We start from the raw sequence: 25,266 nt of genomic DNA on the forward strand, positions 1-25,266 counted from the left end.
AGGACAAAAGTTGTGTTATTCTTAAATTAGAATTATGACAACCGATCGGGAAGTGAATGTGTGAGGCGCAGATTAATTACCGTTTGGGGCGTGCTGATCGGCATCGCCTTGTTCTTGGTTTACCGGGGATACCCCAGCGACCTGGATTCATGGGTGGAGGACCGGGTTTACCAGAGGCAGGGATTCGCCGACTCGAGAATCGTCCTAATCGGCATTGATGATGAAAGTATCCGCTCGCTTGGACAGTGGCCTTGGCCGCGTAGCGTTCATGCCGAGCTGTTGGATCGGATTTCGTCCGGACATCCGACTGTGGTCGCTTTTGATCTGACCTTTCAAGTACCGTCCTCATCGCCTGACGCAGATGCGACGTGGGTAGAGTCGGTTTCGCAGGCAGGAAATGTCGTACTGCCGACCTATGGAACCTTTGGGTCTTCTCAGAAGCGGGGGGTGGTTCAGGCATTGACGCTGGCCGACCCGTTTAACGCTTTACGCGAAGTAGCCGCAGCCGTAGGACATATTAATGTGATGACGGATCAGGATCAGGTTGTACGACGTTCCCTGCTTCGTTTCGACTATAAAGGCCGTTCGGTTAATCATTTTGCTTGGGAGATTTACCGGTTGTATACCGTGCAATTGCAGCGCAGCGAGCCGTCCGGCGGGACACGTACGCCCACTCCGCCGCCGTTGGATGAGTTCGGACGGTTTGTGATTCCATTTACCGGTACTCCCGGGCAATATGAGATGTTCTCCTATTCCTCCGTGTTGCATGGGGACATCCCCGCGGATTATTTTGCAGATAAGATCGTAATGATCGGGCCTTATACGGCCTCCCTCCAAGACAACTACGCCACTCCTCTGGATCATCATACCCTTATGTTCGGCGTAGAAATTCACGCTAACATCGTACAAGCCCTGCTAGAGAACAACTTCAAGAAAGCGGTGGAATGGTATTGGACCGCATTGCTGCTGCTTGTCGCGGGTGCTGCTGCCTATGGAATGTTCCGTCTGGTTCATCCGGTCTATTCGCTGTTGATGCTTGCGGTAACGGCCGCCCTGTTGCTTGCCGGCGGTAAATGGCTTTATGACCTTGGTCTGCTGGTTCCTATCGGATATCCGCTGATGTTCCTGGGGGCTTTCTATTTGGCGGCGCTGCTGCTGCGTTATTTTTACGAATGGACGGAGCGGCGGAGAGTGACTGAGATCTTCGGACGTTATGTGGCCCCGCAGGTGGTCAATCAGATTTTAACGACTGGAAAAGATGGCTTAAAGCTAGGGGGAGTACGTCGCACTTTAACCGTCATGTTCGTTGATATACGTGGATTTACGTCCTTGTCCGAGTCCTCGGAGCCCGAGGAGATTGTTTCGATTGTTAATGAATATCTGGATTTGGCCGCGCGCTGCGTATTTCGGTATGAAGGAACGTTGGACAAGTTTATTGGGGACGCCGCAATGGCAATATTTAATGCGCCTCTGGAACAGGAGGATCATGCATTCAAAGCTGTACAGGCGGCTATGGCGATCCAGAAGGGGGCCGCGGAGCTCGAGAGCAAATGGAAAACGCGGCTGAACCGCGAGATTACGTTTGGCATAGGCATCCATACGGGACCGACGGTATTTGGGAACATCGGCTCGCGGACAAGGATGGATTATACCGCCATCGGAGATACGGTGAATACGGCGGCGCGGTTGGAGAACCGGGCGGAGCCGGGACGGATTTTGCTCAGCGAGGCCGTATATATGCAAGTTGAAGGAAGAGTGGCCGTCTCCAGACCCGGCTTCTATCAACTTAAAGGCAAAGAACAGGAAATTGTGGCGTACGAAGTGGAGGGTTTACTTTGAAATTCATCAGGATCACGTTATTGCTGCTGCTGGCGGTAACGATGCTCACGCCGGAGGCGGCGGTGGCGAAGGACACGAAGAAGTTCGGGAAAATCCTTGATGTCACCGGAAGCGCCGTGGTGAAAAAGGGCGGCGAGAAGAAGTTCAAGGCCGTGAAAAATATGGCTGTGACCGAAGGCGACGTACTGATCACCGGCGAGGAAGCACACATCGAGCTTGAGCTGGACAGCGATAAGCTGGTGTATGTCGGTCCGGATACGAAACTGGTCATTCATGAATTGGTGAAAAGCGCAAAGGCGATGGAGGGAAAGACAAGTTTATCTCTCCAAAAAGGCAGCGTGTTGATCAAAGTGAAGAAGAAGCTGACCGAAGACTCCCGTTTCGAAATCAAAACGCCAACTACGGTGATGGGCGTGATGGGTACGGAATTTATCGTCGGGTACGCACAGGCTCAGACGTACGTTGGCGTTCTGGAAGGCCGTGTCGCGGTAAGGAGGGCAACCGCGGCGGAGGCGACTGCGGATGTCATGGTTCGCCCCGGGGAGCAGCTATGGCGGACGGCTGATGGCACTGGGACGGTTGAAGCGCTTGATTGGGGAGATCTCCCGTTGTTTGTTTTGGAGCAGCATTATGAAGATCTGAATTCGGCCGGGGGGGCCCTGCCTGAAGTGATGGATTTGTTACAGCGGGTCATTGAGCAGAAAACGGAAGAGGAGCTCAGCAGTCGGCAAAATGGAACAACGGCAGCTTCTCCGGTTATAAGGTTTGAAGAGGAGGGTGGAATTAGCTCACCGGGATCTTTGCCCTCCGGCAATTCAGGCGGCGGATCAGGTGGTGGTCAAGACCCGGCGCCTACTTATCCGACGATCATCTCCGTACCGGAATTTGAGCAAGATCCGGAGCAACGCACAGATGCGAGTATTGTGTTGAAGCTGTATGGAGATCGGATCATAAGGGTGATGCGTACCGATACGGAAACGGATCTGGTGGAGGGTGTGGATTACGTGGTGGCGGCGGGTGCGAATCCGGATCAAACGGTATTGGTCATCCAGACTTCCTACATGCAAGGCGTTGAGAGCGGAATTGAATCGTTGGGGTTGAAGCTGTTTTTTGCCTCTGGTTTTCATTTACCGATGATCGAACTGCATGCCCGCGTGCCTCAACCGCCGGAGTTGGATATGGAGCTGATAGAGAAAGAGCCATACTCCTTAGTATGGGATCTGTCGACCATTTCTGTTCCGTTTACGACGGCAATCGAGTTTAATACGGGTGGGAGAGTGCCTGATCCGATAGAATCAGCGATCACATTAACGAATGTCGCAGCTTATGATCCGGATAATCCCCATCCCAAAGTTGTGTCCGGCTTGAGCATCGAAGGGAACCGTCTGATCATCAAGCTTGACGGCAGCCTCGAGTTCAAATCGGAAATCACCTTCTATATTCAGGAAGGATTACTTCGCAATCCGAATACCGGTGATTTGCAGTCGCTTATCGAGCTCTCGTCCGAAGTGAAGCCGCATGCGGACCGTGAACAAGTGACCTACAGCAAATCGGAGCCGGGCGATCTCGTATGGCTTGTGAATGGCCTTGGAGATGCTTTTGGTCCGGACGATGATTATGACACGGTGCTGTCCGATCCGACGGGTGCGGATCCACAAAGCTTGATGTCGCTGCAAGACTTCAACTGGGAGATTGATGGTTCTCAACTGCGGTTTACGTTAAGACAAGCTTTCTTGAATACGTTGGATCCGGGGGAGTACATTCTTCAGATCCCGTTTGAATATCTGGATGTCTTGGATCATGCGGTAATTATGATTACGGTTGAGAATTAAAGACATAGACCTGGGATCGTTTGCAAGTTATATCGGGGGGAGGTTAAGTGTGTTAATTAAGGACGTGCTATTCGGTGTTCGAACTGCGTTGTTGAGCGCGGGGCTCTTGATTGGGTTGTCTGGAGGTGTTTTAACCCCCTTCCCGGTGGGGCAGGCGCTGGCTTCTAACGTTACTGACAAGATGATTGAGCCGACGGGCCTTGCCTTTGCTTCCGATGGAACGCTGCTGGCCACCGACGCGGGTGCCAGCCGGATTTGGGCATGGGACGGAACCGCTTGGACTGCCTACACTGGTTTAGCGGCGGAGACGGAGAATGGAGGGTACCGGGATGGTTCGATTGGCCAAGCCTTGTTTCAACGTCCGGCTTTTCTCACTAGTGACGGCCGAGGTACCGTTTATGTCAGCGATACGGACAATCAGGTCATCCGCAAAATCAAAAACGGCACAGTATATACTTTTGCCGGAACCGGCGAGGCGGGGTATCGTGACGGAGCGGCGAAGGAGGCACAATTTCACAATCCAACGGGCCTTACGCTGGACGGCGAAGGGAATTTATACGTGGCCGATACGTTAAATCACGTGATCCGCCGGATTGCGCCGGACGGTTCGGTCAGCACTTGGGCCGGGCAACCAGGGGAGAAGGGGGGCTATATGGACGGAGACCTATCATTGGCACAGTTTAACGAGCCGGTTGGACTAGCCTGGGGAGATAACGGGCTGTATGTGGCCGACAGCGGCAACCAGGTCATTCGCCACATCCGGGCGGAGGGGGTGGTGACCTATGCCGGGGTACCGGGGGCACTCGACCGCGACACCGGCTACTTGGGCGGAGGCTACCGCAACGGTGAGCCGGAGCAAGCCCGGTTTAACCGTCCAACGGGACTGGCCTATGGGGATGGGGTCCTTTATGTGGCCGATCGGCTGAACCATCGAGTACGCGCCATTACACCTGCCGGACGTGTAGTAACGCTGGATGTCGGCAAAGCGTCGGTGCTGATTCCCGCAACCGGCAGTTTGACAGAGCTACCCGCGGGATCGTTGGCGCCAGGGGGGCTCACGCAGCCTTACGGGCTTGCCTATCGCACCGGGGAGCTTTACATGAGTGATGCCATCGGCGGTGTGGTTCAGAAGATTCAGGTGAGTACAGATGCGCTGCCCGTATTGCGCAGCGGCGTTGATTTGCTGGATACCGTCGATCTCGAGCCCGCCGGGGCCCAGCTTCAGGTATGGTTTGACGGCCAGCTTGTCCGGTTTTCAGGAGCAACACAACCGATCATTCGCCAGGAGAACATCTATTTACCGGTGCGGGAGTTGTTTGAAGCGTGGGGCGCACAGGTGACGTGGTCTGCGGATCGGGAAGAACTTTCTCTTAAGAAGGGAATGTGGCGGGTGACGTTTTCAGCTTGGCAGTCAGGTGTATTGCGGATCGGCGGGAAGTACTATGTAGAGTCCGAGTTTTTAACCGACGTGCTAGGTTATCTCGTCGTCCGAGACGAGGAGTTCCATGCGTTGGTGATTGGCCGTGACTAATACGGGATTCAGTCTAACCTATAACGAGAATACGGGGCTGTTCCAAGCCGGCGTACATGCCGCAGCGGAGCCGCCCCTTGTTTTTTGGATCAGCCGTTATTGCATCGGGTTGGTGTTGTCAGTGTGGCTATTTCGGCGACTGTAGTAAAAAAACCAACAATCGTTGAGCAGACGAATCTGACGACGATCTCTCTTGTTAAAGGCACGCATGATCTGATTGCTGAGCCAGTTCGGCAAGCGTATCCCCTCCTCCGGTAACCCATTGGTATGGTTAGGGTATGGGGCATTCCCCCAATCCGTGCAAGTCCCCTCATAGATGAGACTAAAATTCCGGCTTTTGATCACGAAGCAATGTCAAGGAGGGGATTCGGCGTCGAATCTTGCGCTCACCCTCGAAGTGCGGTGCTCATGTAGGCTCCACCTACACTGCGCTCCTCCTTCTTCGGGTTCACTCAACCTTCTCGGTGCTGAAAAGCCTGCATTTTTGTCTTTATTGGAATGTGAGACTAAAATTCCGGCTTTTGATCACGAAGCGGGATCGGAGGAGAGGATTCGGCGTCGAATCTTGAATTCAGCCGGCCTTCCGCTGCTCGGGCCATTCTAACGGAACTCAGAGACGTTATTTGTCCGAAAGACAGGATCATCCTATTCTAACGGAACGAGGAGACCTTATTAGAGGCAAAAGCAGAGAAGCAGCTGCCATTTTGGTTAAATAAGGTCATTCTGTTCCGTTAGAGCGGGAAATCGTCGGGAAATGAGCGAATAAGGTCCCTACGTTCCGTTAAAGCGACGCGACTAAGGAGGAGTGACGCCAACTAACTAAGAGCGACACCGACTCGCAAGCAGCAATGCCGGACCAAAGGGGATGGGCCGAATCTCACAATGTAAAAAGCCGGCTGTACCGCTCTCATCACAATGAGAAGCTAGTCCAGTCGGCTCGGGTTGGTTCTGTTCAAGCAGTGCGTAATTTTACGCGCCTTCTTCCTCGTACCATTGCTCGAGTTGAGCTTGGAGGGCGCGGATTTCGGTGAGCAACGAGATCAAGGGGTAGTTTTCCTCACGGATCGCGGAAAAAGCGGACTCCAGTCCGTTGATATAATCCAGGCCGCTCGTGATCTGCAACGATTCCTGCAGGAGATCGAGCTGGTCGCATTCGGCAATTGCGCGCGGCAGCGACGGAATCTCAGAGGCCGTCAATTTATCGATTTCCTTGTTCAGCCGCAGATTCAAAGCGCTGAGCTGATAGGCATAGTCGCGGGGCATTTCTACGAAAACTAGATTCGAGCCTTGCTGCAAAATAACGTATCTCATATGGGACATGCTTGCGATTCTCCTTTGCTATCCATCCTACTTGACAGTGTAGCGTAAGGAGAAGTTAAAATTCAAGTAATGAATCTAGCAAATTTCTCGCACTTACGACAACAGGAGGGGGAGAGGACGATGACAGATGAGCAGCTGCAAGCCTGGATCGAGCAAATCTCGCTGCGTTCCTTCGGCGTGCCTTTCCGGCACCAAGCCCGTTTTAACAGCCGGCTACGAACAACAGGGGGCCGCTATTTTATGAAAAGCCATCATATCGAAATTAATCCCGCCCAGCTCGCCACCTATGGAGAGGAGGAAGTCGAGCGCATCATCAAGCACGAATTATGCCACTACCACCTGCATCTGGCGGGACGAGGGTATCAACATCGCGATGCGGACTTTAAGGCCCTGCTTCAAAAAGTTGGCGGCAGCCGGTATTGCCATTCTTTACCCGGGAGCAAGCAACGGAAGGTCTTGCCGCACCGATACAAGCTGGTGTGCACGGAATGTGGGATGGAGTATCTGCGAAAACGCCGCGTCGATCCGAACCGGTACCGCTGCGGGAAATGCGCCGGTCGGCTGCGCCTTTATACGTTATCCGGCGGCTAAGGATGTGTTATACTTAGATCAAACGACATAAGGAGTGATTAGAGATGGCGCAATCTCAAGCCAAGAAGCTGCGGCAAAAGCTCATTCGTGAAGGAAAACGCAGCCCGGAACTCAGCCGCAGCCCGTTCGCGTTTCAAGATCTGCGAACCCGAAAGACGAAAACGAAGCAGGAACAACTCCATCGGCAAAAATATAAGAACCACGCTTCCCCTTACGGAGACGATGGTTCTTTTTATTTTCAGTCCTCGGTTTCGCTGCTTTTTGCTATGGTCGTAAAAATTTCGTATTGCTTACTATCCTCGGTTGTTTTGGACTGGTGTTTTTTTAGAAACGCCGAGATCCACGCTTGAAATTCCTCAACTTCCTGCGGAGTCAAATACACGTGATCGTTGCTTAACTGACCGGAAGACGTATCGGAGCGAGATGATTTCAAAAAACGTTTCTTGCTTTCGTCGTATAAATTGCTCAGCAGCTTTTCGGTTTCTGTTAAAGCGACCTGCTTGAGCGAATCGTCGAAGTAGCTCTTCTTAATATGAATGGCGCCCTCAAAAGGTTCATAATATTTCGCGGTGATGCCATTAATGACCTTGGTGTCCACGAGCTGCAAGAGACCGATACTCTCTAGCTTTTTGGCATGATAATAGACTTTAGCCGGAACCTCGCCCATCGTATCCGCCACTTCCTTCATTGTCGCTGGACGATTCAATTGCTTGAATGTATCCAGGATTTGAAGACGATATGGGTCGGAATAGATCCGAATGTCCTCCAGCGTTTTCAATTCCTTCGCCTCGTTCACCTGTAAGCCCCCTACCCGAACATAAGACGGTTGACCGTCACTTATTATAAGTATAGCTCGGGCCTATAAATTGCGCAAAGCATGATTGGATCAGATCTCCATGAAATTTCGCTGTTTCATCAACATAAAAACGGGAACCAGCAAGAGAATACCAAAGCTCACATACAACAGGTGGACTTGCACCCATTCCCCCAGGATACCGGCGAGGGCACTCCCCGCGGGTATCGCACAAGTACACACCATTCCGTAAAGCGCCCCCACGCGGCCAAGGAGCTCCTTCGGCACCGTCTCCATAAAATAGGTGGTAGATGGTGTGCTGCATAACGAGACAGACAAGCCAATGCCAAAGCTGAACAACGTGGCCATGGCCAGCGGTTGAATTGGTAGGATTGCAGGCAAGTACATCAGCGCATAATTGATGCCAAGCAGCAGATACCCGGTTAAGATGAGCCGGCTTTTTTTGTAGGCAGCGCCTCTTTTGCCAATCCATAATCCGCTGACAATGGTGCCAGAGACCAAACTAATCCCCATCAAACTTAAACCGTCGGGGCCCGAATCCAAAATTTTATCCACGTAGACGACATTCAGCACGTTAAACGGAGACAAGCAGAAGTTGACGAAAGCCGCGGCCATGACGATGGTAATGAGCAGCTTATTGGATTTGAGATACAGCAACCCTACTTTTAGTTCCTGAAAGAAGGAGATTTTGCTCTGGGCGGTGTTGTGAGGAGGTTCAGGCGAAAGCTGGCGGGGCGCTCGGATCAGCAGGATGAAAGCAGCGGCAATGGTGAAGGTAAGACCGTCGATCAGGATGGCTGTGGAGATTCCAAAGCTCGCAATGATGCCGCCGACGGCAGCCATTCCCGCTAATTCAGCCGCCCGAGAGGCGGAGGTGCTAAAGGAATTGCCGCTTAGCAGTTTTTCCTTAGGCAGCAATTGGGGAACTAGGGCCAGTTCGGCAGGAGATGCGAAGCATTCCAGCGTTGAGGTGAGTAGCGTCAACACATAAAGATGCCAGGGGACAAGCCAGCCTTGCCAATAGAGCAAAGCCGTGAAGCAAACGATCAGGCCGCGTCCCAGATAAGTAATTGCGACGACTTTTCGTTTGGACCAGCGGTCCACCAGCGTTCCTGCAAAAAAACTAAAGGCTATGTTCGGTATGAAATTGAGTGCAAACAGAGTACCCATCAACAGTTTGGAGCCGGTTAGCATGTATACCATCCAGCTGTAGGCAATGGAATCGACGGAATCCCCAAATCGAGAAATCACACGGCCCAGCAGAAGGTACATAAACGATTTATAAACCGCTAGTTCTCTAAACCCGGTAAATGGTTGACTTTTGACCCGCACTTCTTGACTCATGGGCACCCATCCTTTAAAAATAATAATACGTTAAAATTAATTTAACGTTATGTTAATTTTATAGAATATTCGAAAGAATGCAACCTTTTTTTGCTAAGTTTGTCCAAGTGTATTCTAAAGGGTGATTTACCTTGTGCCAGAGCGGATTGGGGAAAGAAGGAAGGGGTTCGAAAGCGCTTTGAATCTTGACTTTGCCGCGGAAGCGTGATAAATTAAATGATGTTCTCGTTATTTTTCGTTCCCCGATAGCTCAGTTGGTAGAGCACTCGACTGTTAATCGAGTTGTCACAGGTTCGAGTCCTGTTCGGGGAGCCACTTCATTCTTGGAGAGATACCCAAGTGGCTATAAGGGGACCCTCTGCTAAGGGGTTAGACTGCGTAAGCGGTGCGAGGGTTCGAATCCCTCTCTCTCCGTTGAGTATAATCGTGGATGTAGAAAGCCCTCCGGTGATCTGGAGGGCTTTCTCGTGCTTGAATGCCAGTATGCCAATAATTAAGGGTTGCAAGGTGCATTGCTTTTTGATATACTCATTTTTGTCGCTGCCTCAAGGCGATGGTTATGCATGGCCCGTTGGTCAAGGGGTTAAGACACCTCCCTTTCACGGAGGTAACAGGGGTTCGAATCCCCTACGGGTCACCATTTGAATTATGAGATTCACCAATTCAATATGCGGTAGTGGTGGAATGGCAGACACGCTATCTTGAGGGGGTAGTGGGCGTACGCCCGTGGAGGTTCGAGTCCTCTCTACCGCATACCAGTAAAAACGAGAAGAACCTTGCGGTTAGCAAGGTTCTTTCTTCATACCTGCAGCTGTGAGCGTGAGGTTAGATTTCGAGTAACGAGCGAATAGCGTAGGCAACCCCGTGGTCGTTATTGGTTCGAGTCGTCATCGTGGACAGATGCTTGATTTCTTCCACCGCATTGCCCATGGCAATTTTGGTTCCGGCGGCTTCAAACATCGAGATGTCGTTGTAGCTGTCCCCGATCACAACCGTATCGGACATGTCCACTCCCAGATGGCCGGCCAGGAATCGCAAAGCGCTTCCTTTGTCGGTTTCTTTCGCAATAATCTCCACAATATGGTTGGCAGAGGAAGTAGTATGCACCTGCAGTTGGTCGTTGAAATGCATCGTAATTTCGTTTAGCTTGTCCTCGTTGAAGGTATAAACCAAGAGTTTATATACCGGACGGCCCTGCTCAAGCAGTTGCAGCGGATGGTCGATTCCCCGGAAGCCAAATTGAACGAACTGGATTTTGGCGCTTTCCCAGAGCTGATCCCGATCGACCCCCGGATTCGCACTGACGAGAATATCCATTTCAGCCAGCAGCTTCTGCTCGCCGTCGGAAGGCGAATAAATGGCTTCTGGGCAAAAGATTTCGAAATATACGTCGTGTTTCAATAGATAACGAACAGCCTCCGCAGCAGCGCTTGGGTCAATTGGTGTTTCCCGAAGCAATGTTCCTTCCCGGTCGAAAACCTCCGCTCCATTCGAAGCGATGATCGGGATGGACAGTTCTCCGGTTAAATGTCGGGCGTCAAAACTCGCTCTTCCGGTACAGAGCGTTACGGTATGGCCTTTGCTTACGGCATGCGAAATGGCGTCCAAGCCTTGAGAACTCGGGCGGCTGTCCGAGGTGAGCAGTGTTCCGTCCAGATCCACAGCGATCAGTTTCATTGTAGTTTCCTCCTAGCCCATCGTTTGGGGGCGTTGTCTGTTTAGCTAGAGTATAGATTATGAAATGCATTTCAGGTCAAGGAGAGATCAAGACGTGGCAACTCAGCTTTGGGTTATTATTCTGATTGGAGCAGGAACTTATTTATTACGGGCAGGCTCATTAGTTTTAGGGAGCCGGGTCCGATGGTCCGAATCGACGAAGAAATGGCTGTCCTTTGTGTCTCCTGCCGTGCTTGGCGCGTTGATTGGCCCGCTGCTGCTGCTCCAAGAGGGGAAGTGGATTCCGCTTGCGAATAATTCGATGTTGTTTGCAGCTATTCCTACGATGATCATCGCCTGGTGGTCGCGGCGGCTCTTGTTAACCGTGGCTGCCGGCGTCGTATTCTATGCCGGCTTTCATGCCTTATTTGGGTAGACGGCAGGAACTATTAGAAAGGAAGGGGATAAGCGCTCATGAACCGATTGAATCGGTCGAATCGAAGAGAAGAAATCCAGTTGGCTCTGCGGGATGCGCTCCCGATCATGTTGGCTTATTTTCCGTTGTCCATGACCTACGGTGTGCTCGCAACGGCGGGAGGATTACACGAAGGAATCGCCGTGTTCAGCTCGGTGTGGATTTTCTCGGGGGGAGCTCAGTTTATGCTGCTTGGCATGTTTGCTTCAGCCGCGGCCCCTGTAACCATCGTATCGACACTCCTCCTGTTAAGCATGCGTCATGTGTTGTATGGTGCGACCATGGGACCGTATTTGGCTAATTGGCGGGAATCCCGGAAGTGGCTGGCGGCGATTGGCCTCACTGACGAAGGGTTTGCGGTGATATCTAGCCGGGCAACGCTAGGGAATGTCATATTGCCTTCTTACTATATAACTTTCGCGTTGGCCATTTATGGGTCATGGGTTGCCGGCACAGCCGCAGGCACGGGACTGGGCAGCTTCGTCACCGCGGAGCTGGCAGAGGTACTAACCTTTGCGCTGCCGGCACTCTTCATCGCCTTGCTTGCCGGAGGGGAACGCACGTTACCTTATTTGGCCGCCGCAGGTTGTGGGGCAGTACTGGCTACCTTGGCGGGGATGCTCCAGCTTGGGGGTGTCGGCTTGATCGCCGGAGGCTTGGCCGGCGCTACGATAGGGCATCAGATCAGTCGAAGGAGATCAGAGCGGATGAATCCCGTCCAGCCCGAAGGCAACTCGGAAAGAACGATGCGTTAAACCGTGTATAGGTTATTCTGGCTGGGCAGGCAGGTCCAGAATTGAAGAATATTTGGGATACAATGCTCGAATGCAATCGGGACAAATATCATGGGTGAATTCGGCGTGGGTATGCTTGATGAGGTAGGCTTCGATTGTGCTCCACAGGTCGTTTTCGTCCTTGATTTTCTTGCATACCGCGCAAATCGGCAATAGCCCCCGGAGCGTTCGAATATGGGCTAAATCATGTTGCATTTGAATTTCTTGACGTTTCAGCCTGGTGATGTCAGTGCAGGTGATCACGATTCCTTGGGGAGGGGAGGATGGCTCCTCGGCATAAGGGGTCATTTCGGCGAGAAACCATAGTTCCTGTTCCTTGGTCGGCGCCATGAATTCGACAGCGAATATCTCGGTGTCTCCGTTTAAAATGTGTGAAAATTGCTCCAGCAGCTGGCGGACGTTAAAATAAGTAAGATGATGCGGTCCATACTGGAAAAATTGAAATAGATTTAAACCGGGTTGCTCCCATCCGGGAGCAACGCCTAGCTGAGAGGCACGAGTTGCCCAGGTCCGATTGACAGAGACGATCGTTCCGTTAGGGTCCAGGATCGCAATGCTTTGATTCAACGAATGATAGGGTTCTTTCCAATGGGGGTTCTCTTTCACGGCGGGTGCGCTCCTGTCATGAAATAAGGGCAGTCTTCCGACCTATTAAGTACTTGCCAGCCCTGTGTTAAGATATAGGCGTACGTTTACATAAACAAGCCCTTTCTTGAAACGAAAATACGCATGGCAATGTATCGCAGTATTTCAATTTATTATATACGTATATACGTCGTTCTACAATGGCCAAATTACTTAAATGCGTCATTAATGTTTGTTAGGAAGGTTGGAGAGAAGTTGTCGATTTACGAGCGTATCGAATTGCTGATCAAAAACGCGGGCATGACCAAAAAAGCCTTTTGCCTGGAGCTTGGGATCAGTACAGGGAATCTCGGGGACTGGAAACGCGGCAAATCCACGCCGAGTACGAATAAATTGATTGAAATCGCCGCTTTTTTCGATGTCAGTCTGGACTGGCTCATGACCGGAAGAGAGAAACAGGCCGGATTCGTGCAAGACCAAAGAACGGAATATGTCACCACCGAAAAAGATTGGAACCTGTTTGTGGGCACACTTACGGAATCAGAGAGAGCTTTCGTCCGGGAGTACATCGAGTTTACCCGTTATCGGAGGCTGAAGGCCGGACGGAGGGACAAATAATTCCACTTTACTTTTCATGACCGCGAAGATATAATAATCCATGTTCGTCTGAACAACTGTCTTTACAATCGCGGTCGTGGTGGAATGGCAGACACGCTATCTTGAGGGGGTAGTGGGCGTACGCCCGTGGAGGTTCGAGTCCTCTCGACCGCATCCATAAAGCCGACAAAGAACTTCTCGGAATCCGGGAGGTTCTTTTTTTGGTTATGCCGCTTATTTTTTCGAAGTCTACGGGTATGGAGCGGTGAAGATTTGCACATTCTAATAGGCATCTTGCACAAAGTGCGTCAGATCAGGCCGCCTGGGCGGGTTTTCAAGTTGACATGCTGATAAAAATTATTTAATATGACTAAGTACTAAAAGAGCTTCGCTCTGGAATGAAATTTGATAATACGGGTGATAACATGTCCTACAGACCGAATGTTGTAAATGTAACCAAGGCCGGCAGTAACGATAAGGACGGATTGTATGAGTTTATCGTGAATATGGCCGACGGTACGGCGTGCCGCGTGTTTTACCACCGTAATCCCGAATGGCGGTTAACCAACGTCAGCAGGCTGCAAAAGACACCTTGCCCGGTCTGCCGTAAAGACTTCATTTGCCAATGCATGGAGAAATTTTCGGGTGAAATCAACCGTCAAATGGTAGAAGGGCAGTGGCTCGACAAGCTTTCGTCCAAGTAAATCGATAGTGCCATCTGGCGACGGCGAGCACGGGAACCTTTCCGTGCTTTTTTCTTATATAATGATTTAGGAACAACGTCGATCCCACAGGGAGAGGGGACTAGAACGTGTCAGAAGAACCGATTAAGGGGAATGAGCGCGTCATCTTGTTCGACGGCGTTTGTCATTTATGCCAGGGGGCCGTCAAGTTTATTATCAAGAGAGACTCGGCCGGGCGATTTCGCTTTGCCTCCTTGCAATCACAAGCCGGTATCCGGTTGCTGCAAGCTGCTGGGGCACGTGTGGAGGCGCTGGACAGCGTTGTTTTGATTGAACACGGGATTTCCTATACCCGCTCGGCGGCGGCACTGCGCATTGCCAGAGGGTTGCGGTATCTCTGGCCGCTGCTATATGCATTAATCATCGTGCCGCGGGGTCTTAGGGATGCAGCGTATCAATTCGTTGCCAAGCATCGTTACCGGTGGTTTGGCAAGGACGAAACCTGCCTGGTTCCGACCCGGGAGCTGAAGGAGCGGTTTTTGGAAGACGGTTAGAGGCGTTGAATCGATAAAATAGATCTTGTCTGCAATCCATATTTGTGATATTCTTACTGTAAATTTCAGGAATGCGGGAACGGTAGCACCGTCCATAAACCGATTTTATTTCGGGTTTTGGGCGGTGTTTTTTTGTTTTCGTTCCATAGAAGGACGGTGGATCATGGTTCCGATTAAATTGGTGTTGGCCGTGCAAGAAGAGGAGTATATCGATCCGTTTCTGAGGTACGTGCATGAGAGCGAGTTTGAACGGCGTTTGGTGGTGACCGCATTCAGCCGGAAGGAGGCGTTTACCCAATATGTGCTGGAATCCGGCGGGGACATCGACGCGATATTGGGGGATCCGATTTTTCTTGAGGCGGTTGATCCGTTGAAGCGACCTGGACTTTGCTGGATCAAGCTGGGGGAAAACGGTGATTCCTCGGGAATCGGCGGCTTATGTGTTGAGAAATATCAGCCGTTGCACCAGTTGATGTCTTCGGTGGTGGAGCTTGTTCGAGGAGGTCCGGGGACCTCGATGCCTTCCGGCGGACAGCCGCTGGTCATTGGGGTTTATTCAACTGTCGGCGGCTGTGGCAAGACGACGGTTGCACTTCATCTGGCCCGGCAGCTGGCGATGGAAGGGGAGAAAGTGTTCTACCTTAACCTGGAGACGATCGGCAGTGAACTGCCAAATGTCGGACAAGGCTTAAGAGAAGGGCGAGCGGGGATGGCCCGGTTGTTGTACGACTTGAAGGCGGCGGATGATCGTCGGGAGGCGCCACGGTTTCCGATATCCTCATACACCTACAGGCATCCCGTCCTTCAAGGGGATACGCTGGCTCCTCCGGACAACCTTAACGAGCTGCTGGAAATGGAACGTAAGGATACGGCCGAGTTGATTGAGTATATTGCCGGGAGCGGCTTGTATGACTCGGTGGTTGTGGACATGGATTCCTTCCCGGACGGCAGGACGGAAGCGGTCCTGGAGCGGGCGGATCGCGTTGTTTGGGTCGTCACGGACGATTGGGGAGTGATGCGTAAAACCGGGGCTTGGCTGGCTCATCTGGAACGTTCGCGTCCGGATTTTTACCGGTCTCTGGTGGGGAGAATCCGGTTTGTACTCAATCGCTATACGGGGAAAAGGTCGGCCGATTTGCCGAGGTCGGAAATGAAAATTCAGGCTACATTAGCCTATATACCCGCTTGGAGTCAAGGCAGCCGCCAAGGGGAACTGCAACACTCCCCTCTATATCAACGCGACATGATTCGGCTTTGCCGCGAACTCCATGGCGAGGATCCGATTCCGGTGGCGCTGGAGGGATGAGCGATGGAGGAATCGGACTTTGCGGTGCTGCGCAGTGAAATCCGCCAGGGGCTGGACGTCACCTCCGTCCTGAGTGATGACCAGCTTCTGGACTACATTGAGCGTCGTGTCCTTGATGACCGGAGGTTGAGTGGGGCAACCGCAGCAGAGAAGCGGAAATGGGTGCGCAGGTTGTATGATTCGTTCCGCGGACTCGATGTCCTTCAACCGCTCGTCGAGGATCGAGGGGTTACAGAAATTATGATCAACAGCCATGAGGAGATTTTCGTTGAACGAGAGGGGCAGGTGAGGCGGATTCCTGTCCGCTTCGAATCCCGGGAACGCTTGGAGGACATCATCCAAACGATCGTGTCGGGGGTTAATCGGATGGTGAACGAATCGTCGCCAATCGTGGATGCCCGGCTTCGGGATGGGTCGCGGGTCAATATCGTACTGCCGCCTGTCGCTTTGAAGGGCCCGACGATGACCATCCGTAAATTCCCGGAACGGCCGCTTTCAATGGAGCAGTTGGTTACGATCGGCTCGCTTAGCGAGGAAGCGGCGGATCTGCTGCAGCGGCTCGTTCGGAGCAAATACAACATTTTCATCAGCGGCGGGACAGGCTCGGGGAAAACGACTTTTCTAAACGCTTTGTCCCAGTTTATCCCGCCAGATGAGAGAGTGATCACGATTGAGGATTCGGCCGAGCTGCAGATCGTCACTGTGCCCAATTTGGTATCGCTCGAAACGCGAAATGCGAATACGGAAGGGAAAGGCGAAATCACCGTTCGCGATCTGATCCGATCCTCGCTGCGGATGCGGCCCAACCGGATTGTCGTCGGCGAGGTGCGCGGAGCAGAGGCGCTAGACATGCTGCAGGCAATGAATACCGGCCATGACGGTAGTCTTTCAACCGGGCATGCCAACAGCACGGCAGATATGATCAGTCGGCTGGAAACGATGGTGTTGAGCGGAGCTGAATTGCCGCTTCCGGTCGTACGGCAGCAGATCGCCTCGTCCATCGATGTTTTCGTACATTTATCGCGACTGCGTGATCGTTCACGCCGGGTAACAGAAATCTCTGAGGTTGTTGGTCTGCGGGAAGGGGAGGTGGTGCTTCAGCCGCTGTTTATGTTCCGGGAAGAGGGGGAACAGAACGGCCGAATCGTCGGTAACTTACAAAGCAGCGAAACGGGATTAATTCATACGGACAAGCTGCGCATGGCGGGTATGTCTCTCAGTTAATGCGCAGGAAGGAGAGGGGTGGTTTGTTGCTAAGAGGACGGACGAATTTGCAACAATGGAAGGTTGGGCTCCATTCTGTAGAAAACTCGGCAAAACTGGCGGATTATCGGGTGTATCCATTGACCCCGCGACAAAAAGTCATCTGCATGCTGGTTGGCGGAGCGGCCTTCTTTACCTTGGGATTTGTTTTCTTCCGGGTCGTCCCGCTGGCGCTGCTGTTATCGCTCTGCGGCGCATATGCGCCGAAATATTGGAGCGGCTACCTGTTGCGTCGGAGAAGGCAGAACCTGAGCCTGCATTTTAAGCAGGCGCTGTATTCGCTGTCCTCATCACTAGCCTCCGGCCGCTCGGTGGAGAATGGCTTTCGCGAAGCGATCGACGACTTAAAGCTCCTTTATCCGGATGGAGACAACGATGTCATGCGGGAGCTTGCGATTATCTGCGCACGTATGGATTATGGACAGCCGGTTGAGGAAGCTCTTCTCGATTTCAGCCGCCGTGCCGCACTGGAGGATATCGAGAACTTTGCGGATGTATTTACGACCTGTAAGCGTTCCGGTGGAGATTTGGTGGAAGTCGTCCGGCGAACCTCGAACCTCATCGGAGAGAAGCTGGAGATTAGCCAGGAAATCGGCGTGATGATCGCTCAGAAGCGGTTCGAAGCCAAGGCGATGCTGGCGGCCCCCGTATTGTTTCTGCTATTTATGCAAATGACCTCCCCTGACTATATGCGTCCTCTGCATCAAGGAGTCGGGTTGTTGATCTCTGGTCTGGCGTTAGTGTTGTTTGCGGTCTGCGCCTGGTTGATGCTCAAGATCATCGATATACGGATATAGAGGGGGGGCGTTTGCGGAGATGTACCTGTTGGTATCGGGATTGCTGTTGTTCATATTAGGAGGAAGCTGGCTAGTTGCCTATCAGAAAACCCGCGTCCTCTACCGCGGTTACGTGGGACTCACCATGGAGGGGTTAAGGCTTGTCCGCATATCGCCCCCCATGTTGCTGCTCTTGGAACGCGTCAAGGTGTCGCAGCGGTTCCCCGGCGTCTTCTTTAAGGTCCAGCGCGCCGTGCAGAAAATCAGCGGCAACCGCCGCAGCGGTGAATTGACGTTGTTGTTTTTAGCTGAAGCGCTGACGTACGGTTTTCTGTTTCTCATTTTTGGATGCTTGATGGCGCTGTTGAGTAATGGCGCTACCGGCTTGGCGATCGGCGGTCTGCTGGCCGTGCTGGTGCCGATGGCACTGATTAACGATCTTCATCGAAAGGTGCAGCGGCGGGAACAGGTTGTCTTGCTGGAATTACCAGAGCTGCTGAACAAGATCGTATTGCTGGTGGGAGCCGGCTCCACGGTTCAGCAGGCGATCAAGTTATGTCTGGAGCGCAAGCGAGAGCAGACGGACCATCCATTATATCGGGAGCTGCTGCAAATGCAGAAGGAATGGGAAGGAGGAGATTCATTTCAGCAAGCGATGGAAGGGTTCAGTAAACGTTGTGGAATTCAAGAGGTCTCGGCCTTTACGACGTCGGTTCTATTAAATTACCGCCGTGGCGGGGAAGATTTTGCGTTAGCTCTGCGGGACTTGTCTCATTCACTCTGGGAGAAACGCAAAGCCGTTGGCAAGACGCTAGGCGAGCAGGCCTCGTCCAAGCTGGTGTTTCCGATGGTATTGCTGTTTATGGCCGTATTGATTCTAGTTGGCGCACCGGCGTTTATGATTATGAACTTATAATTCAAGCAGAGGAGGAATAAAGATGTTGACTGCATTTCGCAAGGAACTCAAAGGGGCTTGGCGCAATGAAGAAGGGCTGGGAATGCTTGAAATGATCCTGATCATTGCGGTGATTGTCATTATAGCAGTGATCTTCCGCGATCAGTTGAGAGATATCGTCGAGAGCTTGCTCGGGAAAGCCAAGTCGAAGACCGAAGACTTTATGGACGGAGAGTAGTGAGGCGGCTATGGCGGGATCAACGTGGGGGCTTTACGATCGAAGCCTCCTTGGTGCTTCCGATGATTTTTTACACGGTGCTCCTTCTTCTATTCTTCTGCCTCTATCTTTACCAGCATGTGCTTTTGGGTCAGGCTGCCACCGTTGCAGCCGAGCGAACTGCCTACACCTGGGATAACAGCCACAAGAATGTGCTGACCGGTGCTAACGCTGAAGGTCAATACGATTCTCTTTATTGGCGTCTGGGAGACGACGGGATGCTGCAGGCCATCTTTGACTGGAACAGCGAGGGAGGGACCGTCAAGCTGGATTTGCCCGGAGGAAATGAGGAGGCGGGTCAGTCGCTTCCGCTTCAGAAGCTGAGTCGGACAGGGGCTGGATTGCCAGAAGGCATCAGCGGGGAGATGCGCTACGACAATCGGCTGTTATTGCGTAAAGTGAGCGTTGCCTTGGAACGGCTCGTCCCGCTGGCCCCGTTGGAGGGCTGGATTGGCGATGTCAACCAGAGCGTGCGCGCGGAGGCTTATGTTGTCGAGCCGGTGGAATGGATCCGAACGGTGGAGCTTGCTCGTTATTTCGGCGAGAAATTTCGGAGCGACAAGGGACAAGGCGGGACGGATAAACAGGAGGCTAAGGAAGCACTGAAGTTATTCGGCAAATAATCGGGAAGAGGGGAAAGGAGGCGGATGGCGGTGTTTCAACAGAAACGCTCGGAGCAAGGGGCGGTTACGGTATTTTTTATCGTGATATTTGCTGCAGTATTCGCATTTGTCGCCCTGTTTATCGATTTTGCCAGAATGTTCGCCTTGCAAGCCAAAGCAGAAGCTTTGACGCATGCGGCTTCGAGGTCTGTCCTGTCCGCTTACGACCGGGAGTTGGCCGAACGGTACGGTCTATTTGCGTATGGGCAAACCGATGGGAACTACATCATGTCGAAAGTGCTTCAGGATCATTTCGAACTGGTCCAGCGTAGTGAGGGGCTGCCTCTGTTAGAAGCCAAACTGGATTCCTCCGCAATTGAAATGCTGCGTCCCATCGGGATCTATCCCGTGTTTGAGCAGCAAATTCGCGAACAAATGAAATACCGGGCACCGATTGACGTAACTCTAGATCTGTTAAATCGCTTTAAACCCATGGCCGGAGTGATGAAGGAAGCTTCGAATACGGTGGATTTGTTGGGGAAATTACAAAAGTTGTACGACCAGCGTGAAGCCAAGTTGGATGAACTCCTAGAGAAGCAGCGGCAGGCAGCGGATACGGTGGCACCTTATGCTGAAGTCCTGTCGGGGGGAGGCGGCGGGACCCGTGGGGGAGCCTGGAATAGCAACATCTCCACGCTGTCCGATGCCGCGGCGGAATTTCCCGAATATGTCAGCCAAGTCGAGGCGGATGCGGACAAGGAACCCGAGGATCGGATGTATACGGCGGAAATCGGCCGCTACCGCTCAGCTACCAGCGGTTTGTTTGCGGAACTTGATCGCAATCAGCATCGTGCGGAGGAGAAACATGCGTCGCACTTGTCACTGGCCCGGGATCTGCTGGAGGAAGCGCGTCGGAACAATGATCAGATGCGGCAAACGATTGAAGAGGCGGAGCGGCGTCCAGAGCAGGCGGGTTATAACGAAGTGTCAGCCGGGACGAGCACCCGCGGTGGCAACGCCGCTCCGGTCGGCGACGGCAATGTCATCGCTGATATCCGGTCTCAAGCCGGATCGCTGCTACTATCGGAGGAGACGTTTGCCGATCTGGCCGCAGATATCAATCGGCAGTCGGCGGCATTCGCCGGGCTCCGGAACACCGGAACCTCGCTCCTAGCACAAAGTGGATCCGTATTGTCGGCGACGGCTTCGTCTCCTTCTTTCGCTTCGAGCGTGAATAGCACGGCTCGGGCTTGCGATGCCTATCTCCGGCAATTCGTCACTCCTAGTTCAGCGAATGTGCTGGATGCGAGCGCTCGTCGGCTGGAAAGTCACCGGTCTTCCGATAAGGAGCGAAAGGCGACGGAGAAGGCAGCAAGCGCTAAATTGAAGGAGGTGGCCGGTTGGATCCGTGAAATAGAACAGCTCAAGAACGGTTTGAAAGAACACCAAGCCAAGTTCGATCAGCTGGAAGCGAATATGGAGGCGAATCAAACCTTTAACCAATCAGTTGCTGACGAGGCGTCTGCAGCAGCGGCAATAAATGATGATCCGACCGAAGCGGGACAAGCCTCCATGGCAAGCATGGACGGATTGTACAGTGGTTTAGCCGGGCTGATGGGCGGGATGTCAGACTCCGTATTTCAAATGGAGTACGTTGCGAGTTATTTTCACTTCCTGGATGTCAGCGCCTTGAATGGTCTGCTCGAGGGCAAAGGCCAAGCAGACAAGCTGGAGGTGATCCGCGGGCAATTTGCGCCGGAGAGCCAAGAAGTCGAGTATATTTTGTACGGGATGCACAATCCGGGAGGGAATATCGCCGCTGCGTTCGGGGAGATTTTTGCCATGCGATTAGCGATTCGGACGATGGAGGGCTTTAGCAAAAACGCGGCCAAAGGAAATCCGCTGCTGGTGTTTGCCGCAGCCCTGCTGTACGGAGCGCAGCATGCCCAGCAGGATATGATGACATTAACGCGAGATGGGAAAATCCAGTTGAGCGACTACCTCAAGGTCGATCTGACCTATCGGGATCATCTCCGGTTGTTCCTGCTGCTGCATGGCCGCAGCGAACAACGGTTGTCGCGAATGCTGGCTGTTATTACGCTGAATACCGGAATCGATCCAGCGGAGCGGGCCACATACATCAAAGGGAGCGTGACGGTGGCGATGCCTTTATGGTTTTTGCCCGGAGTATGCAAAGCGCTGGGGAAAGTCGGTGTATTGAAAGGGAACGTGGAAGGAAGCCGGTATTATGTTGCCAAACAAGCGGACTTTTCGTATTGAAAGATCGCGGTCGTGCCGCTTCCGGGAGAAGCGATCAGAAGGAAGCATTACTTTAGAGGCTGCACTAATCGCACCGGTATTCGTGATGGTCGTTTTCTGGTTTGTTTTCCTTGTCCATATGACGTTGTTATCTGGTCAATTGCACACGGCGGTATCTAATGCCGTTAAGCAGGTCTCCGCTCACATTTATCCGGTGGCGATCGCAGCGGAGGACTCCGGCAATAAAGGGACGGTTTCAGGGAACGGCCCATTCTCCTGGCGTATGCCGTCCCTGTCGCTGGAGGAATGGGCTGGACAATATGCGGCAAAACTTCCGGCCCCTCTATCGACTTGGGTAACCGATGCCGCACGTAAAGGCGACGAGCCGCTTCAGGAGTTAAAGGCGAATGCGGCGGAGGCTGTCTTGGACCCGTTGGTCAAACCGATATTACGCCCGTTTCTGCAGGGAACCTTGCTGGAGGAAGATCGCTTGCATGTAAGCCGTGTCACGGTTCCGGACTTGAAGACGGGCAAGCAACCTTATTTCGGACTTGAGGTGAGTTACGAGCTTCCGCTGAAGGTCCCGTTTACCGGTTGGCGGATGGTGCTGCAAACGAGGGCAGAAGAGCGCTTATGGATCGGCGATACCGGAGAGGTAGATTCGGGAGCCGGAAGCGGAGAGGGCCAAACCGGGGAAGCGGCGGTTGTGATCGCCAAGCCCGACCCGGCGTATGCCGGACATCGGGCGACGATCATTGCCCAGGTTGCTCCTGGGGCAAGCGCTAGTCTGACCGTTTATTACAAAAGCGGAGCCAGTCAGGCGAAGTATTTGGGGGAAGCTATTGCGGATGATCAAGGCAGAATGACTTGGACTTGGTTAGTAGGGGGGAACACCACGCCGGGGACGTGGAGTTTCGTGATTGAGACGGGTGAAGGCTTGCGCACCACAGCTCAGTTTGAGGTGGCTAGTCCGCATTCGAAATAGGAGGGAGTTGCAAGGGTTGATGATTGAGGTATGGGGTTGTTTATTGATACTGTTAGCGGCTTTCGTCACGGACTTGAAGACGATGAAAATTCCTAATGTTATCACGGTAACGGGAATCTGGTCAGGACTGTCTTATCATCTATTGACGGAGGGCTGGCGCGGGGCTTGGTTCGCTGTGGCCGGAGCAGCGACCGGATTTGGGCTGATGTTCGCACTGTACTTACTGCGCGCGGTTGGAGGTGGCGATGTCAAGCTGTTTGCAGGTATTGGGGCTTGGACGGGCATCGCTTTTACTCTGTCGACGATGATGTACTCGATTCTGGCTGCAGGCTGCATCGGCTTAATCGTCTTGATTTGGCGCGGTGAGACCCGGGTTCGTCTGCGTCGGATCACCGGCAGCGTCCTTGGGGCGGCAGCGCTGCGAAGCGCGGCCCCCATCCAGGCGGCCGCCAAAGGCCAACTGCAGTTTCCATTTATGTTAGCCGTGCTGCCGGGAGCAATACTGGCGATTTACTATATGTGACGTGCGAGGAGGGGTGTGCCATGCCGGAGTTAGTTGCCGATTTTGTCAGGGACGGCGGAACCTACATGATCCTGGAGGCCAAAGAGGGGCTGAAGCCCGAACGATTAAATCGCGTCCAGCGCGCCATGTTGGCTGCGGTGACGGTGCCAAACCTGTTGCGGCTGGACATCCGCGAGGTTGATTATCAGATCAGTTTGCGTTACGACATTACGGGAAAAAGAATGCTCTCTCAATGCTTGCGCAGTGACAAAATCAGCATGCCGGAGTTCTACGGATTGCTGCTCCAGGTTGTTGCCGTGCTGGAGGACAGCAAGAGTTATATGTTGTCGCCATCCTGCTTTTTGCTGGACGAGGCGCATATTTTTGTGGAGGAACCGCTATCTAGCGGATCCATGTATTTTACCTACGTCCCTTGGAAGGAAGCACCGGCCGCTCCCCCGCTGTCCCAGATGCTGTTATCGTTAATAACCCGGCTGTTGACTTGCGTCTCCCGTGTCGAGGGGGATGGAATCCCGCAGCTGGTGCGGTTATGTGGAGATGAGCTTTTTGCTTTGGGAGAACTTAAACAAATGCTGTTGCGTTTGTTGTCGGACGAATCGGACATCAAGCCGGAAAGCGATGCGGTGGTAAGGAGGACACCACCAACGGCAGTTAATGAGCCGTTATCGCGGCTGCCGGAGCCTTCTCCGCTTTCGCCTCAACCAACTCGTTCTGCGTTCGTTAGGGAATATCTGCCTTTACCAGGGCCGGAAGAGTCGGGAACTTGGACAGGCGGTGCCGTTGATGATGCAAACTCTAAACGGGAAGCATGGCATGGCCTCGAAGAGGAGAACGTGCCGAAGGAGATGAGAATAAAACCGACCTACCTTGTGCTAGGGGTTCTTCTTATGGACGCTTTAGGTTGGAAGCTTCTCTACTTCGATCGTCCTGGATTATTGGGGTTATCGCTTAGTGTCGCAGTTACTATATTGCTAGGGGTCGCCGGATTTGCTCTTTGGCGAAACCTTCGGAATACCACGGTTGTGGAAGAAAAAGCGGAAGGGGGAATGTTGGAGGAAGCTCCTGAGGTAATGGGGGTATCGGGACTCCTTGGATTATCCGTGGAACGACAAACAGATTATTCATTTAACAACAGGAATGCGGGAGCTCTTACGTCGGCCTCTGGCGGTTATCTGGCCAAGACATCGGCGGAGTCGTTCGTGCCAAGGGTGGATCTATCGAATGGACTGTCGGAATCCGCAGCGGCAGCGAGCGAATCAGAACCCGAAGTGGAGGGATCACCGCCTACGGTGTTACTGAGCCGGTCCATGCTGCAGGGACAAGAAGGATCGTTAGGCGACCGAAGTCCGCACTACTATTTAGAGCGTTTCGAAGTCGCTGGCAGTGCACCGGAGCGGATTCCGCTAACCCCAGGAAGCTTCGTGATCGGCCGCTCTGAAGAGATCGTTCAGTACGTGGAGAACACTGCGGGTGTTTCCCGTGCTCATGTGGAGATCCTAGTCACTTCCCGAGGATGCTTACTTAAGGATCTTGGATCAAAGAACGGGACTCAGTTAAACGGGGAGAGTGTGGCACCTTATAAAGAATATCCGTTGCAGGCGAATGACATGTTTATTTTAGCGGAAACGAGCTTTAAATTCGGCGCGGAAGTTTCTTGATGAAGAAGGATTAGGGGGGGCTTCGCAGACACCTGACCGGAAGGTTATCGATCAAATTTGAAATGGCCGTAGATTCTCACCGGAAAAGCGGGTATAATGAACGAGAA

27 protein-coding genes and 5 tRNA genes are annotated in these 25,266 nt (G+C 52.8%); 26 read left to right on the plus strand and 6 right to left on the minus strand.

Going from position 1 to position 25,266, the window contains the following annotated elements; translation table 11 throughout:
* Nucleotides 1-60: 60 nt before the first annotated feature.
* The 4 genes from M0651_RS01445 to M0651_RS01460 are packed head-to-tail and all read left to right on the plus strand — an operon-like array spanning nt 61 to nt 5,347.
* Nucleotides 61-1,839: a CHASE2 domain-containing protein gene (locus M0651_RS01445; protein ID WP_248550070.1), complete on the plus strand. Its 1,779-nt coding sequence runs from the start codon at nt 61-63 to the stop codon at nt 1,837-1,839.
* The gene (locus tag M0651_RS01450; RefSeq protein ID WP_248550071.1) at nt 1,836-3,671 is read left to right on the plus strand and encodes a FecR family protein; all 1,836 of its coding nucleotides are present in this window, start codon (nt 1,836-1,838) and stop codon (nt 3,669-3,671) included. Before M0651_RS01445 ends, M0651_RS01450 begins: the two co-directional genes overlap by 4 nt.
* A gap of 49 nt (nt 3,672-3,720) precedes the next feature.
* Nucleotides 3,721-5,202, plus strand: a complete 1,482-nt coding sequence (locus M0651_RS24160; protein WP_248550072.1) for a stalk domain-containing protein — start codon at nt 3,721-3,723, stop codon at nt 5,200-5,202.
* The gene (locus M0651_RS01460) at nt 5,195-5,347 is read left to right on the plus strand and encodes a hypothetical protein (RefSeq protein WP_248550315.1); all 153 of its coding nucleotides are present in this window, start codon (nt 5,195-5,197) and stop codon (nt 5,345-5,347) included. The genes M0651_RS24160 and M0651_RS01460 overlap by 8 nt, the downstream gene beginning before the upstream one ends.
* Here the strand turns inward: M0651_RS01460 and cmpA are convergent.
* Nucleotides 5,299-5,439, minus strand: a complete 141-nt coding sequence (gene cmpA / locus M0651_RS01465) for a cortex morphogenetic protein CmpA (protein ID WP_155606484.1) — start codon at nt 5,437-5,439, stop codon at nt 5,299-5,301. The genes M0651_RS01460 and cmpA overlap by 49 nt on opposite strands.
* Nucleotides 5,440-6,171: 732 nt before the next feature.
* Nucleotides 6,172-6,522 carry a hydrolase/acyltransferase gene (locus M0651_RS01470; protein ID WP_248550073.1) on the minus strand — a complete coding sequence of 117 codons (351 nt, stop codon included), beginning with the start codon at nt 6,520-6,522 and terminating at the stop codon, nt 6,172-6,174.
* A gap of 120 nt (nt 6,523-6,642) precedes the next feature.
* On the opposite strand from M0651_RS01470, the gene M0651_RS01475 reads away from it, so the two are divergent.
* Nucleotides 6,643-7,113 (plus strand): SprT family protein, encoded by a 471-nt coding sequence (locus M0651_RS01475; RefSeq protein WP_248550074.1) that lies wholly within the window; start codon nt 6,643-6,645, stop codon nt 7,111-7,113.
* A gap of 44 nt (nt 7,114-7,157) precedes the next feature.
* Nucleotides 7,158-7,463 carry a ribosome rescue factor BrfA gene (gene brfA / locus M0651_RS24355; protein ID WP_504928342.1) on the plus strand — a complete coding sequence of 102 codons (306 nt, stop codon included), beginning with the start codon at nt 7,158-7,160 and terminating at the stop codon, nt 7,461-7,463.
* On the opposite strand, the gene M0651_RS01485 is transcribed toward brfA, so the two are convergent.
* Together M0651_RS01485 and M0651_RS01490 are read right to left on the minus strand one after the other, a co-directional pair.
* Nucleotides 7,352-7,909 (minus strand): helix-turn-helix domain-containing protein, encoded by a 558-nt coding sequence (locus M0651_RS01485; protein ID WP_248550075.1) that lies wholly within the window; start codon nt 7,907-7,909, stop codon nt 7,352-7,354. The two genes, brfA and M0651_RS01485, sit on opposite strands and share 112 nt — an antisense overlap.
* A 90-nt stretch (nt 7,910-7,999) precedes the next feature.
* The gene (locus M0651_RS01490; RefSeq protein ID WP_248550076.1) at nt 8,000-9,271 is read right to left on the minus strand and encodes an MFS transporter; all 1,272 of its coding nucleotides are present in this window, start codon (nt 9,269-9,271) and stop codon (nt 8,000-8,002) included.
* A gap of 239 nt (nt 9,272-9,510) precedes the next feature.
* On the opposite strand from M0651_RS01490, the gene M0651_RS01495 reads away from it, so the two are divergent.
* The 4 genes from M0651_RS01495 (at nt 9,511) to M0651_RS01510 (ending at nt 10,024) form a co-directional block, all read left to right on the plus strand.
* Nucleotides 9,511-9,586 (plus strand) — tRNA-Asn (locus tag M0651_RS01495).
* A gap of 10 nt (nt 9,587-9,596) precedes the next feature.
* A tRNA-Ser gene (locus M0651_RS01500) sits at nt 9,597-9,685 on the plus strand.
* Between the two features lie 151 nt (nt 9,686-9,836).
* Nucleotides 9,837-9,911: transfer RNA gene (locus tag M0651_RS01505), tRNA-Glu, on the plus strand.
* Nucleotides 9,912-9,941: 30 nt separating this feature from the next.
* Nucleotides 9,942-10,024: transfer RNA gene (locus tag M0651_RS01510), tRNA-Leu, on the plus strand.
* 72 nt (nt 10,025-10,096) lie between these two features.
* On the opposite strand, the gene M0651_RS01515 is transcribed toward M0651_RS01510, so the two are convergent.
* Nucleotides 10,097-10,948, minus strand: a complete 852-nt coding sequence (locus M0651_RS01515; RefSeq protein ID WP_248550077.1) for a Cof-type HAD-IIB family hydrolase — start codon at nt 10,946-10,948, stop codon at nt 10,097-10,099.
* Between the two features lie 94 nt (nt 10,949-11,042).
* Here M0651_RS01515 and M0651_RS01520 point away from each other — a divergent pair, with 94 nt between their 5' ends.
* Together M0651_RS01520 and M0651_RS01525 are read left to right on the plus strand one after the other, a co-directional pair.
* Entirely contained in the window at nt 11,043-11,363 is a 321-nt protein-coding gene (locus tag M0651_RS01520) for an AzlD domain-containing protein (protein WP_248550078.1), read from the plus strand.
* 38 nt (nt 11,364-11,401) lie between these two features.
* Nucleotides 11,402-12,157, plus strand: a complete 756-nt coding sequence (locus M0651_RS01525; RefSeq protein WP_248550079.1) for an AzlC family ABC transporter permease — start codon at nt 11,402-11,404, stop codon at nt 12,155-12,157.
* A 12-nt stretch (nt 12,158-12,169) separates the two neighbouring features.
* Here M0651_RS01525 and M0651_RS01530 read toward each other — a convergent pair whose 3' ends face one another.
* Nucleotides 12,170-12,802, minus strand: a complete 633-nt coding sequence (locus M0651_RS01530; protein WP_248550080.1) for a PAS domain-containing protein — start codon at nt 12,800-12,802, stop codon at nt 12,170-12,172.
* A 207-nt stretch (nt 12,803-13,009) separates the two neighbouring features.
* On the opposite strand from M0651_RS01530, the gene M0651_RS01535 reads away from it, so the two are divergent.
* From M0651_RS01535 to M0651_RS01600, 14 genes are all read left to right on the plus strand, one after another.
* A complete protein-coding gene (locus tag M0651_RS01535; protein ID WP_372490861.1) occupies nt 13,010-13,399 on the plus strand; it encodes a helix-turn-helix domain-containing protein in 390 nt (129 codons plus the stop codon).
* Between the two features lie 70 nt (nt 13,400-13,469).
* Nucleotides 13,470-13,552, plus strand: a tRNA-Leu gene (locus tag M0651_RS01540).
* Nucleotides 13,553-13,803: 251 nt separating this feature from the next.
* Entirely contained in the window at nt 13,804-14,082 is a 279-nt protein-coding gene (locus M0651_RS01545; protein WP_155606492.1) for a hypothetical protein, read from the plus strand.
* A 107-nt stretch (nt 14,083-14,189) separates the two neighbouring features.
* The gene (locus M0651_RS01550; protein WP_248550082.1) at nt 14,190-14,615 is read left to right on the plus strand and encodes a thiol-disulfide oxidoreductase DCC family protein; all 426 of its coding nucleotides are present in this window, start codon (nt 14,190-14,192) and stop codon (nt 14,613-14,615) included.
* 163 nt (nt 14,616-14,778) lie between these two features.
* A complete protein-coding gene (locus M0651_RS01555) occupies nt 14,779-15,921 on the plus strand; it encodes a CpaE/TadZ family protein (RefSeq protein ID WP_248550083.1) in 1,143 nt (380 codons plus the stop codon).
* A 3-nt stretch (nt 15,922-15,924) separates the two neighbouring features.
* Complete coding sequence (locus M0651_RS01560) at nt 15,925-17,145, plus strand: TadA family conjugal transfer-associated ATPase (RefSeq protein WP_248550084.1); 1,221 nt, start codon at nt 15,925-15,927, stop codon at nt 17,143-17,145.
* Nucleotides 17,146-17,192: 47 nt separating this feature from the next.
* Nucleotides 17,193-17,981 (plus strand): type II secretion system F family protein, encoded by a 789-nt coding sequence (locus M0651_RS01565; RefSeq protein WP_248550085.1) that lies wholly within the window; start codon nt 17,193-17,195, stop codon nt 17,979-17,981.
* 19 nt (nt 17,982-18,000) lie between these two features.
* A complete protein-coding gene (locus M0651_RS01570; protein WP_248550086.1) occupies nt 18,001-18,876 on the plus strand; it encodes a type II secretion system F family protein in 876 nt (291 codons plus the stop codon).
* Between the two features lie 22 nt (nt 18,877-18,898).
* The gene (locus M0651_RS01575; RefSeq protein ID WP_248550087.1) at nt 18,899-19,093 is read left to right on the plus strand and encodes a Flp1 family type IVb pilin; all 195 of its coding nucleotides are present in this window, start codon (nt 18,899-18,901) and stop codon (nt 19,091-19,093) included.
* Entirely contained in the window at nt 19,093-19,755 is a 663-nt protein-coding gene (locus M0651_RS01580) for a TadE/TadG family type IV pilus assembly protein (RefSeq protein ID WP_248550088.1), read from the plus strand. Before M0651_RS01575 ends, M0651_RS01580 begins: the two co-directional genes overlap by 1 nt.
* Before the next feature lie 24 nt (nt 19,756-19,779).
* Complete coding sequence (locus M0651_RS01585; RefSeq protein ID WP_248550089.1) at nt 19,780-22,014, plus strand: TadE/TadG family type IV pilus assembly protein; 2,235 nt, start codon at nt 19,780-19,782, stop codon at nt 22,012-22,014.
* Entirely contained in the window at nt 21,983-22,978 is a 996-nt protein-coding gene (locus M0651_RS01590) for a pilus assembly protein (RefSeq protein WP_248550090.1), read from the plus strand. Before M0651_RS01585 ends, M0651_RS01590 begins: the two co-directional genes overlap by 32 nt.
* A 19-nt stretch (nt 22,979-22,997) precedes the next feature.
* Entirely contained in the window at nt 22,998-23,501 is a 504-nt protein-coding gene (locus M0651_RS01595) for an A24 family peptidase (protein ID WP_248550300.1), read from the plus strand.
* A 20-nt stretch (nt 23,502-23,521) separates the two neighbouring features.
* Nucleotides 23,522-25,159 (plus strand): DUF6382 domain-containing protein, encoded by a 1,638-nt coding sequence (locus M0651_RS01600; RefSeq protein ID WP_248550091.1) that lies wholly within the window; start codon nt 23,522-23,524, stop codon nt 25,157-25,159.
* The last annotated feature ends 107 nt before the right edge of the window (nt 25,160-25,266 follow it).

Origin of the sequence: Paenibacillus mellifer (assembly GCF_023195895.1) — a bacterium.
Taxonomy (GTDB): domain Bacteria; phylum Bacillota; class Bacilli; order Paenibacillales; family Paenibacillaceae; genus Fontibacillus; species Fontibacillus mellifer.

Excerpts from the sequence above, each read along its gene's own strand:
- M0651_RS01585 (WP_248550089.1), top strand. The coding sequence starts at position 19,780 with ATGGCGGTGTTTCAACAGAAACGCTCGGAGCAAGGGGCGGTTACGGTA.
- M0651_RS01515 (WP_248550077.1), bottom strand. The coding sequence starts at position 10,948 with ATGAAACTGATCGCTGTGGATCTGGACGGAACACTGCTCACCTCGGAC.
- M0651_RS01525 (WP_248550079.1), top strand. The coding sequence starts at position 11,402 with ATGAACCGATTGAATCGGTCGAATCGAAGAGAAGAAATCCAGTTGGCT.
- brfA (WP_504928342.1), top strand. The coding sequence starts at position 7,158 with ATGGCGCAATCTCAAGCCAAGAAGCTGCGGCAAAAGCTCATTCGTGAA.
- M0651_RS01475 (WP_248550074.1), top strand. The coding sequence starts at position 6,643 with ATGACAGATGAGCAGCTGCAAGCCTGGATCGAGCAAATCTCGCTGCGT.
- M0651_RS01535 (WP_372490861.1), top strand. The coding sequence starts at position 13,010 with ATGTTTGTTAGGAAGGTTGGAGAGAAGTTGTCGATTTACGAGCGTATC.
- M0651_RS01595 (WP_248550300.1), top strand. The coding sequence starts at position 22,998 with ATGATTGAGGTATGGGGTTGTTTATTGATACTGTTAGCGGCTTTCGTC.
- M0651_RS01560 (WP_248550084.1), top strand. The coding sequence starts at position 15,925 with ATGGAGGAATCGGACTTTGCGGTGCTGCGCAGTGAAATCCGCCAGGGG.
- M0651_RS01555 (WP_248550083.1), top strand. The coding sequence starts at position 14,779 with ATGGTTCCGATTAAATTGGTGTTGGCCGTGCAAGAAGAGGAGTATATC.
- M0651_RS01600 (WP_248550091.1), top strand. The coding sequence starts at position 23,522 with ATGCCGGAGTTAGTTGCCGATTTTGTCAGGGACGGCGGAACCTACATG.
- M0651_RS01590 (WP_248550090.1), top strand. The coding sequence starts at position 21,983 with ATGTTGCCAAACAAGCGGACTTTTCGTATTGAAAGATCGCGGTCGTGC.
- M0651_RS01575 (WP_248550087.1), top strand. The coding sequence starts at position 18,899 with ATGTTGACTGCATTTCGCAAGGAACTCAAAGGGGCTTGGCGCAATGAA.
- M0651_RS01545 (WP_155606492.1), top strand. The coding sequence starts at position 13,804 with ATGTCCTACAGACCGAATGTTGTAAATGTAACCAAGGCCGGCAGTAAC.
- M0651_RS01490 (WP_248550076.1), bottom strand. The coding sequence starts at position 9,271 with ATGAGTCAAGAAGTGCGGGTCAAAAGTCAACCATTTACCGGGTTTAGA.
- M0651_RS01470 (WP_248550073.1), bottom strand. The coding sequence starts at position 6,522 with ATGTCCCATATGAGATACGTTATTTTGCAGCAAGGCTCGAATCTAGTT.
- M0651_RS01570 (WP_248550086.1), top strand. The coding sequence starts at position 18,001 with ATGTACCTGTTGGTATCGGGATTGCTGTTGTTCATATTAGGAGGAAGC.